4 protein-coding genes are annotated in these 16,115 nt (G+C 74.6%); all 4 read right to left on the minus strand.

Annotated features, from left to right (window positions below; genetic code table 11):
- Nucleotides 1–25: 25 nt before the first annotated feature.
- Nucleotides 26–232: an MbtH family protein gene (locus tag Actob_RS19460; RefSeq protein ID WP_284921692.1), complete on the minus strand. Its 207-nt coding sequence runs from the start codon at nucleotides 230–232 to the stop codon at nucleotides 26–28.
- The gene (locus tag Actob_RS19465) at nucleotides 229–10,557 is read right to left on the minus strand and encodes a non-ribosomal peptide synthetase (protein WP_284921693.1); all 10,329 of its coding nucleotides are present in this window, start codon (nucleotides 10,555–10,557) and stop codon (nucleotides 229–231) included. The genes Actob_RS19460 and Actob_RS19465 overlap by 4 nt, the downstream gene beginning before the upstream one ends.
- A 192-nt stretch (nucleotides 10,558–10,749) precedes the next feature.
- Nucleotides 10,750–14,346 carry a condensation domain-containing protein gene (locus Actob_RS19470; RefSeq protein ID WP_284921694.1) on the minus strand — a complete coding sequence of 1,199 codons (3,597 nt, stop codon included), beginning with the start codon at nucleotides 14,344–14,346 and terminating at the stop codon, nucleotides 10,750–10,752.
- On the minus strand, nucleotides 14,343–16,109 hold the full coding sequence (locus tag Actob_RS19475) for a non-ribosomal peptide synthetase (protein ID WP_284921695.1): 1,767 nt from the start codon (nucleotides 16,107–16,109) through the stop codon (nucleotides 14,343–14,345). The genes Actob_RS19470 and Actob_RS19475 overlap by 4 nt, the downstream gene beginning before the upstream one ends.
- Between the last annotated feature and the right edge of the window lie 6 nt (nucleotides 16,110–16,115).

The raw sequence follows: 16,115 nt of genomic DNA on the forward strand, positions 1-16,115 counted from the left end.
TGCGGGAGGGTCGCTGGGAAATGCTTCACACGTACTGCTCGACCAGGCTTCTCGGCCGGATGTCGGTCCAGTTCGCCTCGATGAACGCCAGGCACTCGGCGCGGCCGGCCGGGCCGGTAGCGGTGGTCCAGCCGTCCGGTACGGCGGCGAAGACGGGCCACAGGCTGTGCTGTCCCTCCGCGTTCACCAATACCAGGAACGTGCCGTTCTCGTCGTCGAACGGATTGGTCATCGCAATTCTCCTATTCGTTGTTCCGACAGTTTTCCGGCCAGCCGGGCACCTATGTCGGCCAGTGGCTTGGGCTCGGTCATCCCCAGGTGGGTGGCGTCGATGTCGTGGCGTTCCAGGACACCGCTCAGATACGGTCGCCAGGACTCCGGCGACAGCACACCGCCGGCGACGCTGCGGTCGGCGGCGAAGAACAGCAGATCGCCGGTGAAGACCCCGGGGCGGTAGGCCGCCATGATCGCGGCGTGGTTGACCGCGGCACCGACCAGGGCGAGCACCTCGTCGTGGGTGAAACCGGCCAGCACCGGGTCCCGGCGGCGCAGCACCTCGGCCGCCGCGTCCGGGTCGTAGCGGTCCAGCAAACCCGCCGGCAGATCGCTGTCGTCGTCGCCGAGCAGCATCCGCATGGTCTCGCCCGGTTCCGGCTCCCGGGCCGCGTCCTGCGCGGACACCGGGTAGGCGTCCAGCATGGCCAGCAGCTCCACCCGCTCACCGGCGCGTTGCAGCGCGGTCGCCATGGCGTGCGCGAGCACCCCGCCGAAGGACCATCCGAGCAGCCGGTACGGGCCGTGCGGCTGCACCCGCCGGATCTCGGCCAGATACTCCTCGGCCAGCTCCGGCACGCTCGCGGCCTGGTACCCGGGTACGGTCAGCGCCCGCGTCTGCAGTCCGTAGATCGGCTGGTCGGGGCTCAGATGCCGGGCCAGACCCGCGTACGACCAGCTCATCCCGGCGCCGGGGTGCACACAGAAGAGCGGGCGCCGGCTCCCGGACGGCTGCAACGTGATCAGGACGTCGAGCGTGTTCGCGCCCCGCTGCTCACCGAGCAGCCCGGCCACGGTCGGCCGCTCGAACAGGTCGCGGACACCGACGTCGCGGCCCAGCGTGCCGCGGATGCGACTGACCAGCCTGGTGGCCAGCAGGGAGTGCCCGCCGAGTTCGAAGAACCCGTCGTCGAGGCCGACCCGGTCCACCCCGAGGACCTCGGCGAACAGTTCGCACAGCCGGTGCTCGTCCGGGGTCCGCGGTGCCCGCCCGGCCCGGCCGGCCTGCTGGGGGGCGGGCAGCGCACGGCGGTCGACCTTGCCGTTCACGGTGACCGGCATCCGGTCGAGCACCACGACCGCCGACGGGACCATGTAGCCGGGCAGGGTCCGGGCCGCCGTGGCGGTCACCGCCGCCTCCCAGCCCGCCGCGTCGCGTACCGGGGCGCTGTCGGCCGGGACCAGGTAGGCGACCAGCCGCTTGTCGCCGGGCCGGTCCTCGCGCACCAGCACCACGACCTGACCGACGGCCGGGTCCGCGGCGATCGCCGCCGCGACCTCGTCCGGCTCGATGCGGAAGCCGCGGATCTTCACCTGCCCGTCGGTACGCCCGACGAAGCGCAACTCGCCCCGGCTGGTCCACGCCACCAGGTCGCCGGTGCGGTACATCCGGGTCCCGGGCGGGCCGTACGGGTCGGCGACGAACCGTTCCGCGGTCAGCGCGGGCCGCCCGTGATAGCCCCGGGCCACCTGCTCACCGGCCAGGTACAGCTCGCCGGCGGCGCCCAGCGGCACCGGGCGCAGCGCCGCGTCGAGCACGTACGTCCGGTTGTTGTCCAGCGGCCGGCCCAGGTGCACCCCGCCGAAGCGGCCGCGATCGGTGCCGAAGCGCTGCCAGTGCGAGGCGAACGTGACCTCGGTCGGCCCGTAGCTGTGCACCACCACGGTGTCCGGGCAGTGCTCCAGGACCCGTCGCATCGCGGCCGGCGAGGCGACGTCGCCACCGGTCCAGACCTCCCGCAGCCGGGCCAGCACGGCCAAGCCCTCGTCGGCCATCACGTGGAACAGGCCCATGGTGAAGTACGCGGCGGTCACCTCGTGCTCGGTGATGACGCGGGCCAGTTCGGCCAGGTCCGCGCCGTGTCCCTCGGCGATCACCAGCTCCCCGCCGAGCAGCAGCGGCACCCACATCTCGTACGTGGAGGAGTCGAAGCCGTAGTGGGAGTGCACCAGCATCCGGCGGTGGTGTGCCGGGTCCCAGCATCGGTCGGCGACGAGCTCGCGGACGTTGCGGTGGGTGACGCCGACGCCCTTCGGCCGGCCGGTGGAGCCGGAGGTGAACATGACGTACATCAGGGAACGGTCGTCCAGCGGCAGGTCCGGGTCGTCGTCGCGGCCGTCACCCACCGCGTACCGTACGACCGTGGTGCCGTGCCCGTGTTCGGCCCGCACCGCCGGGTTGGTCGTGGCGGCGCTCTCGTCGGCCAGCAGCACCGGCGCCGCGGCGTCCTCCATGATCGTCCGGACCCGGGCGGGCGGCAGGGCGGTGCCGACCGGAACGTAGGCCGCACCGCACTTGAGGACCGCGAGGCTGGCGATCACCAAGTCGGCGCCGCGGTGCATCAGCACACCGACGGTCGACTGCGGCCGGACCCCGGCCGCGATCAGCCGGTGCGCCAGCGCGTTGGCCCGGCGGTCCACCTCGGCGTAGCTGAGCCGGACGTCGCCGTGGCTGATCGCCACCCGATCCGGGGTCCGTTGCGCCTGCTCCCGGAAGGCCACGTGCACGCCGCCGCGGGTGGCCGGGACCTCGGTGTCGTTGTAGCCGGTCAGCAGCCACCGGCGCTCCTCGGCGCCGAGCAGGTCCAGGTCGCCGATCGGCCGGTCCGGTCCGGCGGCCGCGGCGGTGAGCAGCCGGGCCAGCCGGCCGGCCAGCATCGCCGCGGTGTCCGCCTCGAACAGGTCCGAGGCGTACTCCAGCTCGCCGTCCAGCCCGGCCGGAGCGTCGGTGGCGTCCCGCCGTTCCGCCACCGACAGGGTCAGGTCGAACTTGACGGTGCCGGGGCCGAGCGCGAGTCCGGTGCCGGCCAGCGGCGAGTCCTCCGGGTCGGCGCCGGCGGTGTCCCGCAGCAGCAGCATCACCTGGAAGAGCGGGTGGTGCCCGGCGGACCGGGCCGGGTTGAGTTCCTCGACGAGCCGTTCGAACGGCAGGTCCTGGTGTTCGTACGCGGCCAGGTCGGTGTCCCGGACCCGGGCCAGCAGCTCGGCGAAGGACGGGTCGCCCGCGACGTCGGTGCGCAGCACCAGGGTGTTGACGAAGAACCCGACCAGATCGTCGAGCGCCTCGTCGTCGCGCCCGGCCACCACCGTCCCGATCGGGATGTCGGTCCCGGCGCCGAGCCGGGCGAGCAGGGCCGCGAAACCCGCCTGGAGCACCATGAACAGCGACGCCCCGGTGGCGCGGGCCACCCGCAGCAACGCCGCGTGGGTGTCCGCGTCCAGGCGGAACGGCACCGCGTCGCCACGGTGATCGGACCGGGCCGGCCGGGGCCGATCGGCCGGCAGGTCGAGCACCGGCGGGGCGCCGTCCAGCGCGGTGCGCCAGAAGTCGAGCTGGCGGCTGACCAGGCTGCCCGGGTCGGCCGGGTCGCCGAGCACCCGGCGCTGCCAGATGGTGTAGTCGATGTACCGGACCGGCAGCGGCGCCCAGTCCGGGGCCCGCCCCGCCGCCCGCGCCAGGTAGGCGATGGACAGGTCGCGCAGCAGCGGTGCCATCGACGACCCGTCCCCGGCGATGTGGTGCACCACCAGCACCAGCACCTGGGCCGCTCCGGCCGGGCGCAGCAGCCAGGCCCGCAGCACCACGTCGTCGGCCAGGTCGAAGACGTGCTCGGCGGCCGCGGCGACGATCGCGTCGAGTTCGGCGGGGTCCGGGTCCAGCACGGTCAGGATCGGCCGGGCCCCGTCGACGACCACCTGGTACGGCTCCCCGTCGGTCGCCCGGTAGACGGTGCGCAGGGCCTCGTGCCGCCGCACCACGTCGGCCAGGGCCTCGGCCAGCGCCGCCGGATCGAGGTCGTGGTCGAGGCGCAGCGCCACCGGGATGTTGTAGAGCGGGCTCGGCCCGTCGAGTTCGTTGAGGAACCAGAGCCGGTGCTGGGCGTAGGACAGCGGAATCCTGGCCTCCGGGTCCAGGGCGGCGGCGGTCAGCGCCGGCCGGATCGGCCGGCCGGCCGTCTCCCGCAGCCGCCGGGCCAGCCCGGCCGGGGTGGGCGCCTGGAAGACGTCGCGGATGCCGATCTCGGTGCCGAACACCGCCCGGATGCGGTTGACCAGCCGGGCGGCGAGCAGCGAGTGCCCGCCCCGGTCGAAGAAGCTGTCGTCGGCGCCGACCCGGTCCACCCCCAGCAGCTCACCGAACAACTCGCCGAGCAGCTGCTCGGCCGGGGTGCGGGCGGCCCGGGTGGGCGCGCTCGCCGGGGCGGGCAGCGCCGTGCGGTCGATCTTCCCGTTCGCTGTCAGCGGCAGCCGGTCGAGCACCACGAACGCGGCGGGCACCAGGTGGGCCGGCAACGTGTCGGCGGCCGCGCCGCGGATCCGCGACACCACCAGATCGGCCGGGTCGCCGGCCGGCGTCAGATAGGCCACCAGCCGCTTGTCACCGGGCCGGTCCTCGCGGACGATCACCGCCACCCCGCCGACCCCGGGCTGGCGGGCCAGCACCGCCGCGACCTCGCCGGGCTCGATCCGGAAGCCCCGGATCTTCACCTGGTCGTCGGCCCGCCCGATGATCTCGACGGTTCCGTCCCGGGTCCACCGGGCCAAATCGCCGGTGCGGTACATGCGGGCGCCGCCGGGGGCGAACGGGTCGGCGGTGAAGGCGGCCGCGGTCAGCCCGGCCCGATGCAGGTAGCCGTCGGCCAGGCCGGTGCCGGCGACGTACAACTCGCCGGTGACGCCCACCGGCACCGGCCGCAACCGCTCGTCCAGGACGTAGCATCGGCGGTTCGTCAGCGGCGCGCCGACCGGGACCGGGGCGCGCCGGGGCGGCTCGCCGATCCGGTGACAGTTGGTGAAGATCATGCTCTCGACCGGGCCGTAGCCGTGCACCAGACGGACGCCGGGCAGCCGGTGCCGGGCCCGGGCCAGGTGCTCCACCGACGGCGCCTCGCCGCCGGTGATCACCTGCCGGGCGGCGGCCAGGGTGTCCGGGTACTCGTCGAGCATCAGGTTGAACAGGCCGGCCGACAGCCACAGGCTGGTCACCTGGTGCCGGGCCACCAGCGCGGCGATCCGGTCCGGCTCGGGACGCTGGCCGGGCTGCAGCACACAGGTGGCCCCGTTCAGCAGGGCGCCCCAGAACTCCAGCGCGGCCGCGTCCCAGGAGACCGGGGCGGCCTGCAGCCACACCTGGTCCGGTCCGAAGTCGGCGAAGTCCTGGCCGGTGACGGTGCCGACCAGGGCCCGGTGCGAGGCGAGCGACCCCTTCGGACGGCCGGTGGAGCCGGAGGTGAACATGACACAGGCCGGGTCGCCCGGGTCGCCGGGCACGTCCGGCGGGTCGCCGGGGAGGGCGTCCAGGGTGGCGGCGTCCGCGTCCAGCAGCACGGTACGCGCGGGAACAGCCGCGCCCAGCCGGCCGGCGCCCGCGGTGTCGGAGATCAGCGCGGCGAGCCCGGCCTCGGTGGCCAGCGCGGCCAGCCGGGCGTCCGGGAACTCCGGGTCGAGCATGGTGTACGCGGCTCCGGCGCGCAGCACCGCGAGCATCGCCACCGCCATCGGCAGGTCCCGGTCCAGCAGCACGCCGACCAGGTCGCCACGGCGTACCCCGAGATCGGCCAGGTGCCGGGCCATCCGGTTGGCGGCCGCGCCGAGTGCGGCGTACGTCATCGTGGTGTCGCCGCCGACCAGCGCGATCCGGTCCGGCCCGGCGGCGGCCCACCCGTCGAACACCTCGGTGATCCGCAGGTCGGCAGCCCCGCCGGGAGTGCGGTTGAAGGTGTCCAGCAGTTCGTGCCGCTGGTCGGCGGTGAGCAGCTCGTGCCGGCTCACCGGGAGCCCGGGGTCGGCGGTGACCGCGGCCAGCAGCCGGACGAACGTGTCGCGGAGCCGGACCACGGTCGGCTCGTCGAACAGGTCGGTGGCGTATTCCAGGCCCCCGGTGACCCCGGCCGGGGCGCCGTCCGGGCCGTACTGTTCGCGGACCGCGAAGGTCAGGTCGAACTTGGCGATCCCGGCCCGGAACGACAGCTCCGTGCCGGTGAGCGCGGACGGCGGCACGTCGCCGTCGCCGCCGGCGCTCTGCAGGTTCAGCAGGACCTGGACGAGCGGGTGGTGGGCGGTGGAGCGGACCGGGTTGAGTTCCTCGACGAGCCGTTCGAACGGCAGGTCCTGGTGGTCGAAGGCGGACAGGTCGGTGTCGCGGACCCGGGCGAGCAGTTCGCTGAACGTGGGGTCGCCGGCGACGTCGGTGCGCAGTACCAGGGTGTTGACGAAGAATCCGACGAGGTCGTCGAGCGCCTCGTCGCCGCGTCCGGCGACGACGGTGCCGATCGGGATGTCGGTGCCGGCGCCGTACCGGGTCAGCAGCACGGCCAGCGCCGCCTGCACCACCATGAACACCGTCGTGCCCGACTCCCGCGCCAGCCGGGCCACCGCGGCGTGCAGGGTCGCGTCGAACCCGATCGGCACGACCGCGCCCCGGTGGCTGGCCTCCGCCGGGCGGGGCCGGTCGGTGGGCAGCTCGAGCACCTCCGGCGCGCCGGCCAGGGCCGATTTCCAGTACTCCAGCAGCTCCGGCAACTGCCCGCTCAGTACGTCCTGCTGCCAGCGGGTGTAGTCGGCGTACTGCACCGGCAGGGGCGTCCATTGCGGGGCGTGACCGGCGGTGCGGGCCTCGTACGCCTGGGAGAGGTCGCGCAGCAGCGGCCCGGTGGACCAGCCGTCGCCGGCGATGTGGTGCAGCAGCAGCACCAGCACCGGTTCTTCGCCGGCCGGGCGCAGCAGCCACGCCCGGAACGGGATCTCGGTACGCAGGTCGAAGACGTACCCGGCCGCCGCGTCCACGGCGTCGGCGAGTGCGCTGCCGGTCAGGTCGCGCACGACCAGTTCCGGCCGGGCGCCGTCGAGGATCACCGATTCCGGCCCGTCGCCGGTGGCCCGGTAGACGGTCCGCAGCACCTGGTGCCGCTCGGCGACGTCGGCCAGCGCCGCGGCCAGCGCCTCCGGTTCGGGTTCCCGGTCCAGCCGGAACACCAGGGGAAGGTTGTAGAGCGTGCTGGGACCGTCGAGTTCGCCGAGGAACCAGAGGCGGCGCTGCGCGTACGACAGCGGCGGCCGCCCGGTGACCGGCCCGGCGGTCAGCGCCGGGCGGGCCGCGCCGCCGCGCGCGCCGATCAGGCGGTCCAGCGCGCCGGGCGTGGGGGCCCGGAAGACGTCCCGCAGGCCGATCTCCGCCCCGAACGCCGACCTGATCCGGTTGACCAGCCGGATCGCGAGCATCGAGTGGCCACCGAGGGCGAAGAAGTCATCGGTGGGCGCGACGCCGGGGCGGCTCAGCACCTCGGCGAACAGATCGCAGAGCAGGTCGGCGCGCGGCGATCGGCCGCGCCCGCCCGATCCGGTGACCACGCCGGCGGCGGCGGTGCGGGTACGGACGGTGGCCCGCCGGGCGTCGAGCACGTCCCGCTCGGCGTCGGTGAGGACGTCCAGTGCCCCGATCGGGACGGCCGGATCGGCGCCGGCCGCCCGCAGCAGCCGCAGGTAGGCCGCCAGCACGAGGTCGGCGGTGTCCGCGTCGAACAGGTCGACGTCGTACTGGAGCCAGATCTCCATGCCGCCGTCCGCCAGGGCCGCGCAGGAGAAGCTCAGATCGAACTTGGCGCCGTCCAGGCCGCCGGGGAGGATCCGCGCGTCCATGCCGAACAGCCGCGGCTCCGCCGGGACGGAGGTCTCCACGGTGAGCATCACCTGGAAGAACGGGTGGTGGGCGAGTGACCGGGCCGGGTTGAGGCGTTCCACCACCAGGTCGAACGGGACCTCGTCGTGGGCGTAGGCGGCCAGGTCGGCGTCGCGGACCCGGTCCAGCAGGGCGTCGAAGGACGGATCGCCGGAGACGTCGGTCCGCAGCACGACGGTGTTGACGAAGAAGCCGACCAGGTCGTGCAGCGCCTCGTCGGGCCGGCCGGCCACCGGTGTGCCGATCGCGACGTCGGTGCCCGAGCCGAGCCGGGTCAGGGTGGCGGTGAGCGCGGCGTGCAGGACCATGAACGCGCTGGCCCGGTGGGTCTCGCCGAGCCGGTCCAGGCTCTGCCGGGCGCTCGCGTCGAGGACGGCCCGGATCGAGGCGCCGCGATGCCCGGACTCGGCCGGGCGGGGCCGGTCCAGCGGCAGGTCGAGGACCGGCGGCAGGCCGTCGAGGGTCTCCCGCCACCAGGACAACTGCCCGGCCAGCCGGCTGCCCGGGTCGTCGCCGTCACCGAGCAGGTCACGCTGCCAGAGGGTGTAGTCGGCGTACTGCACCGGCAGCGGCTCGGTTGCGGGCGCGGCGCCGGCCAGCCGGGCCTGGTAGGCGGTCTCCAGGTCGCGCAGCATCGGCGTCAGCGACCAGCCGTCGGTGGCGATGTGGTGCAGCAGTAGCACCAGCACCGCGTCCGCCGGCCCGGTCCGGAACAGCCGGGCCCGCAGCGGCGGCTCCACGGCCAGGTCGAAGGTGCCGGCGCAGAACGCGGCCACCAGGGCGTCGACCTCGCCGGATGGGCACTCCCGCACCGACAGGATGTCGCCGAGGTCGCCGAGGATGTGCTGCACCGGTTCGCCGTCGACCGACGGGTAGACGGTGCGCAGCACCTCGTGCCGGCCGACCAGGTCGGACAGGGCGGCGGACAGGGCGGCCGGATCGGGTACGCCGGCCAGTGCGAGCGCCAGCGGGACGTTGTAGGTCGGCGACGGGCCCTCCATGCGGTACAGGAACCACAGCCGGCGTTGCGCGTAGGACAGCGGGACGAGCTCGGCGCCGGGCTCCGGCAGCGGCCCGGCGGGCTCCGGGGTGGCCACCGGAGCGGACGACGAGGCCGCCAGGGCGCGCAGCATCCGGCGGTCCACCTTGCCGTTGCTGGTCCGGGGCAGCGTTGCGGCCGGCCGGACCACGGCGGGCACCGCGGCGGCCGGCAACCGCTGTGCCAGGAATGCCCGCACGTCGTCCGCCGGCACGTCGCCCACGACGTACGCGACCAGTCGTTTCGTTCCGTCGGCGAGGTCCTGGGCGACGACCGCGCAGTCCCGGACCGCCTGGTGGCCGAGCAGCACCGACTCCACCGCGCCCGGGTCGATCCGATGCCCGTTGATCTTGACTTCGTCGTCCAGCCGGCCCAGATAGCCCAGCTGGCCGTCGGCGCGGACCCGGACCCGGTCGCCGGTCCGGTAGGCGCGCTCACCGTCCAGGGTGGTGAACCGTCGTGCGGTCAGCTCCGGGCGGTCCAGATATCCGGCGCCGAGCCCACCGCCGAGCAGCCACAACTCTCCGCCGACCAACGCTGCCCGGACACCCGGCAAGGGCAGCCCGATCGGGATCTCGGCACCGTCGTACCCGGTCAGGTCGGCCACCGTGGCGACCACCGTGGCCTCGGTCGGCCCGTACGTGTTGAGCAGCCGGACCCGGTCACCGGCGGTACGCCGCCAGCGCTCCACCCGCTCGGGCAGGGCCGCCTCACCGCCGATGATCACCGTCCGCAGGCTGTCCGGCAGCCGGACCGTCGCCTCGGACACCGCGTAGGCCAGCTCGTGCCAGTACGCCGTCGGCAGGTCCAGCACGGTGATCCGGTGCCGCTCGCAGCCGGCCAGCAGGGCGGGCACGTCGAGCATGTCGTCGCCGCGCAGCACCAGGGTGCCACCGGCGGTCAGGGTCACGAAGATCTCCTCGACGCTGGCGTCGAAGTGCAGCGGGGCGAACTGGAGCACCCGGTCGTCGCGGGTCACGCCGTACCGGTCGGCGGCGCCGGCCACGAAGTGCGCCAGCGCGGGCAACCCGACCAGCACACCGTTCGGGGTTCCGGTGGAGCCGGAGGTGTAGATGACGTAGGCGGTACCGGCGGGCACCGGCGTGCCCGGCAGCACCACCTCGCCGCGCGCGGTCACCTCCGTCAGGTCCGGTGGTGTCCCGGTGCTCGCGTCGGCGAGGATCGCCTCGTTGCGGGCGGCCGGCGCCCCCGGGTCCAGGGGCAGGTAGGCCGCCCCGGTGCGCAGCACGGCCAGGATGGCGACGATCGCGTCCACCCCACGGGGCCGGCACACGGTCACCAGCCGGCCCGGTCCGGCGCCGGCGGCGCGCAGTTCCGCGGCCCGGAACGTGACCGCCGCGTCGAGCTCGGCGTAGCTGAGCCGGGCCGCCCCGGTGACCACCGCGGGCTTCCCGGGGTCGTCAGCGGTCCGTTCGGCGATCGCGTCGAGCACGGCGACGACCGGCCCGGCCAGCGGTCCGCCGTCGAGGAGCAGGTGTTCCGGCTGATCGCGCCGGGCCGCTCCTCCGGCGGCCGTGGCCGGTCCGGCGTAGTCGATCGAGGGCATTGCTTCTCCTCTGCGATGCGCGGACGGACGTCGATGTCGGGTGGCCGGCGGCAACCGGCCACTGTGGACGTCGAAGGGAGGTTCGCGCCGCAACGGGAAACCCCGGTGGCGCGCTGAGATCAGGCTAATCAGCGCGCCACCGGGGCGGCGGCAGTCGGCGCGGCAGGATGCTGCCGGTCGCGCCGGGGTGATTCAGGGTCGTGCGCCGGCTCCGGCCCGGCGCCGCAGCACCGGACGGGCCGGAGCGGTGCTCGCGGCCAGCCGGGCGGCGAGGTCGGCCACGGTCGGCGCCTGGAACACGTCCCGGATCGACACCTCGGCGGCCAGGTCGGTCCGGATCCGGTTGACCAGGCGTACCGCCAGCAGGGAATGGCCACCGATCTTGAAGAAGTTGTCGTCCCGGCCGACCGGCCGCCCGCCGAGAACCTCCGAGAACAGCTCGCTCAACCGCGACTCCCGCGGGTCGGCCGGAGCCGGCCCGGACCCGGTCGGCGCCGGCGGGTCCGCCGGCTCCGGCAGGTGGAGCCGCAGTTCTCCCCGTACGGAGCAGCCGGCCGCGACGCCGGTCGGCAGCATCCGGTGACCACCGTCGCCGGTACCGGCAGCGCACAGGTACAGCTCGCCACGGCCACCGGCGAGCACCGGCCGGCGGCGGTCGTCGAGGACGTGCCAGCCCGCGGTGGCCGGCCTTGAGGGCCCGTGTCCGGCCAGGTGACGGGCCAGACGTCCGGCGTCGGCAGCCGGCAGGATCGGGCACTGGTGCCCGGTCGCCCGGCGGCGCTCGTCCGGGGTGCGCAGGTCCGCGTCGCCGATCCGGGCGCCGGGATCGGCGACGACCGCCCGGAGCACCCGGCCGAACCGGTCGGCCAGCGACTCGGCGGTGGCGGCGTCGAACAGGTCGGTGGCGTACTCCAGCGCGCACCGCAGACCGGCCGGTGCCCCGTCCGCGAGCTCCTCACGGACCGCCAGCGTGAGGTCGAACTTCGCGGTGCCGGTCTCGAACGGCACCGCGTCCCCGGCGATCGGGCCCGGCCCGGTGTCGCCCCGGGCGGTCTCGGTGTTCTGCAGCACCAGGGTGACCTGGACGAGCGGGTGGTGTGCGGTGGAGCGGACCGGGTTGAGTTCCTCGACGAGCCGTTCGAACGGCAGGTCCTGATGGTCGAAGGCGGACAGGTCGGTGTCGCGGACCCGGGCGAGCAGTTCGCTGAACGTGGGGTCGCCGGCGACGTCGGTGCGCAGTACCAGGGTGTTGACGAAGAACCCGACGAGGTCGTCGAGCGCCTCGTCGCCGCGTCCGGCGACGACGGTGCCGATCGGGATGTCGGTGCCGGCGCCGTACCGGGTCAGCAGCACGGCCAGCGCCGCCTGCAGCACCATGAACACGGTGGCGTCGCAGTCCCGGGCCAGCCGGGCCACGGCGGTGTGCAGGCCGGCGTCGAGGGTGAACGGGACGACGGCGCCCCGGTGGCCGGCCTCCGCGGGGCGGGGCCGGTCGGTGGGCAGCTCGAGGACCTCCGGCGCGCCGGCCAGGGTGGTGCGCCAATAGTCCACCAGCTCGGGCAGCGGCCCGTTCTGATCGGTCAGCAGGGTCTGCTGCCAGAGGGTGTAGTCGGCGTACTGCACCGGCAGTGGCGTCCACTGCGGGGCGTGACCGGCGGTGCGGGCCTCGTACGCCTGGGAGAGGTCGCGCAGCAGCGGCCCGGTGGACCAGCCGTCGCCGGCGATGTGGTGCAGCAGCAGCACCAGCACCGGATCTTCGCCGGCCGGGCGCAGCAGCCAGACCCGGAACGGGATCTCGGTACGCAGGTCGAAGACGTACCCGGTGGCGGTGTCGATCGCCGCCGTCAGGTCCCGCGGCGCGAGATCCAGCACGGTCACCACCGGATCGGCCCGGTCCAGTACCTCCTGGTACGGGTCGCCGCCGGCCGACCGGTAGACGGTCCGCAACACCTCGTGCCGGTCCGTCACGTCCCGGGCCGCCGCGCCGAGCACCGCCGGGTCGAGCGGCCGCCGCAGCCGCAGCACCAGCGGGATGTTGTACATCCGGCCGGCGCCGCCCCACTGTTCCAGGAACCACAGGCGGCGTTGCGCGTACGACAGCGGCATCGGATCCGGCCGGGGCGCCCGCAGCAGCGGAGCACGCGTACCGGAACCGGACATCGTGGCGATCCGGCGGGCCAGCCCGGCGACCGTCGGCTCCAGGAAGAAGTCGCGCAGACCGATCTCCACCCCGAGCACCGCACGGACCCGGTTGATCAGGGTGACGGCGAGCAGCGAATGGCCGCCGCGCCGGAAGAAGCCGTCGTCGCGGCCGATCCGGTCCACCCGCAGCACGGAGGCGAACAGGCCGCAGAGGATCTCCTCCCGCAGGTCGGCCGGGCCGTCCGCGGGCTCGTCCCGGTCCGCGGCCGCCGGCAGTCCGGCACGGGCGGTACGGGCGGCCAGGGCGTCCCGATCGTCATCGGACAGCACGTCGAGTGCGCCGACCGGGGTGCCCGGTGCCGCCACGACCGCCCGCAGCATCCTCAGGTAGGTGTCGAGCAGCAACCGCACCGTGGACTCGTCGAAGAGGTCGGTCGCGTACTGGAACTCCACCTGGACACCGGCGGGCCCGCCGCCGGAGTCACGTGTCTCGGCGCAGTACACGGTCAGGTCGAACTTCGCCACGCCGAGATCCACCGGCCGCGAGGTGGCGGTCAGCTCGCCCAGCGGCGTCACCTCGTCCGGCGTGTGCGTGCCGACGGTCAACATCACCTGGAAGAACGGGTGGTAGCCGGGGGAGCGGTCCGGGTTGAGGCGCTCCACCACCAGGTCGAACGGCACCTCCTCGTGGGCGTAGGCGGCCAGGTCGGCGTCGCGGACCCGGTCCAGCAGGGCGTCGAAGGACGGATCGCCGGACACGTCGGTCCGCAGCACGACGGTGTTGACGAAGAAGCCGACCAGGTCGCGCAGCGCCTCGTCGGGCCGGCCGGCCACCGGTGCGCCGATCGCGACGTCGGTGCCCGAGCCGGCCCGGCAGAGGGTCGCCGCCAGCGCGGCCTGCATGGTCATGAACAGACTGGCCCGCCGGCTGCGGGACAGGTCCATCAGCCGGACGTGGGTGTCCCGGTCGAGCCGGGCGGTGACGGTGGCGCCGCGCCCGGTGGCGGCGGCCCGCGGCCGATCCAGGGGCAGCGGCAGCACCGGGGGCAGACCGGCCAGGTTCTCCCGCCACCAGGTGAGCTGCTCGGCCACCACGCTGCCCGGATCGTCCTCACCACCCAGCACGTCCTGCTGCCAGAGGGTGTAGTCGGCGTACTGCACCGGCAGCGGCTCCCAGTCCGGGGCGCCGCCGGCCAGCCGGGCCCGGTACGCGGTGGACAGGTCACGCAACATCGGCCCGATCGAGGCGCCGTCGGTGGCGATGTGGTGCAGCAGCAGCACCAGCACCGAACGTTCCGGCCCCGCCACGAACAGCGTGGCCCGCAACGGCGGCTCCACGGCCAGGTCGAAGGTGCCGGCGCAGAACGCGGCCACCAGGGCGTCCACCTCGGCGGGCGGGCAGGCCCGCACCACCGGGCCGGGGCCGGCGCCGGGCAGGACCCGCTGCACCGGAGCGCCGTCGACGACCGGGTACACGGTTCGCAGCACCTCGTGCCGCAGGGCGACGTCGGCGAGCGCGGCGGACAGCGCCTGCTGGTCCGGTACCCCGGCGATGTCCAGCACGATCGGCGCGTTGTAGGTGGGGGACGGGCCCTGCAGCCGGCCCAGGAACCACAGCCGGCGTTGCGCGTACGACAGTGGAATCACCGGAGCTCCTTCTCTGCGGCGCCGGCCGGTTCGAGTCGGGCCTCGATGGCCCGGGCCAGGTCCCGCAGCCGGGGGTTCTCGTAGACGGTCTTGACCGGCAGGGTGCAGCCCAGCTCCGCGCGCACCCGGGCGACCAGCTTGATCGCCAGCAACGAGTGACCACCGAGCTTGAAGAAGTTGTCGTCGGCGCCGATCGCCGGCCGGCGCAGGACCTCGGACCAGACCACCGCGATCAGCTGCTCCACCCGGCCGGTGGGCGCGTCACCCACGGTGACCGGGGCGGCCGGGGCGGGCGCGGGCAATGCCGCCCGGTCCAGCTTGCCGCTGGTGGTGCGGGGGAACCGGGACACCGCGACGAACGTGGCCGGCACCATGTAGCCGGGCAGGGTCGCGGCCACCAGGTCGTGCAACTCGGCCGGGTCGACCGGCGCGGCCTGCCGGTAGTAGGCGACCAGGTCGTCGTGGTGGACCGCGACCGCCGCCTCGGCCACCGCCGGATGTGCCCGCAGGGCCGCCTCCACCTCCCCGAGTTCGATCCGGTGCCCGCGCACCTTGACCTGGCCGTCGACCCGGCCGAGGAACTCCAGCCGGCCGTCGGGCCGCCGCCGGCAGCGGTCGCCGGTGCGGTACATCCGGGTCCCGTCGCGGGCCTCCGGGTCGGCGACGAAACGTCCCGCGGTGAGACCGGGCCGGCCCCGATAGCCGCGACCGACCCGCGGCCCGGCCAGGTAGAGCTCACCGACCGCACCGTCGGCGACGGGGCGCAGGGCGTCGTCGAGCAGCCGGACCGCCAGGCCGGGCAGAGCGGTGCCGATGTGCGGAGTGGTCCCGGCGGTGATCCAGCCGGCGGTGGCGTCCACGGTGCACTCGGTCGGGCCGTACACGTTGACCGGGCGCAGCACGCCGGTGCCGGCCAGTTCCCCGAGCCGGTCCCAGAGCGCCGGGCTGATCGGTTCCCCGCCGACGAGCAGGGTCAGCGGGCGATCCCGGTCGGTGGCCAGGTGCTCGAGCAGCGGCTCGGCGTGCGACGGGGTGATGTCCAGGTCGGTCAGTGCCCGGTCGCGGACCGCCGCGGCGAACAGCACCGGATCGGCGCGGGTGGCCTCGTCCAGCAGCACCAGGGTGTCGCCCCGGCAGATCCGGACCCACTGCTGGACGGAGGCGTCGAAGGAGGGTGACGCGTTCCAGCCGACCGTGCCGGGCCCGGGCCCGGCGATGCCGGTCTCCTCCAGCTCGGCGAGCAGCAGCGCGGCAGCACCCCGGCTGATCTCCACACCCTTGGGCCGTCCGGTGGATCCGGAGGTGTAGATGACGTACGCCAGGTTGTCGGGACGCACCGGCACCGGCGCGAACGCGGCAGCCCGGCCCGGTACGGTCGCGGCCAGATCCGCCGGCGACACCTGGGCCACGCCGAGGCCGGCCGGCTCGGTGCCGGGCTCGGTGATCAGCAGGTCGGCACGGGCGTCCTCGACCAGGAGACGGCGCCGGTCGGCGGGCAGCCGCGGGTCGACCGGCAGGTAGGCCGCACCGGCGGCCAGCGTGCCGAGCAGGGTGACGACCAGGTCGGCGCCCCGGGGCAGGCAGAGACCGACCACGCTCTCCGGGCCGATGCCCCGGCCGGCGAGACCGGCGGCGACCCGGCCCGCCCGGTCCCGCAGCTCGGCGAAGGTGAATTGGGTGTCGCCATCGATCACCGCGACTCGGTCGGCGGGCGCCTCGGCGAGCCGGTCGAGCAGGTCGAGGGTGAGTACAGTGCTGGTCATCGCCGT

The organism is Actinoplanes oblitus, from assembly GCF_030252345.1.
In the GTDB taxonomy this organism is placed as follows: Bacteria; Actinomycetota; Actinomycetes; order Mycobacteriales; family Micromonosporaceae; genus Actinoplanes; species Actinoplanes oblitus.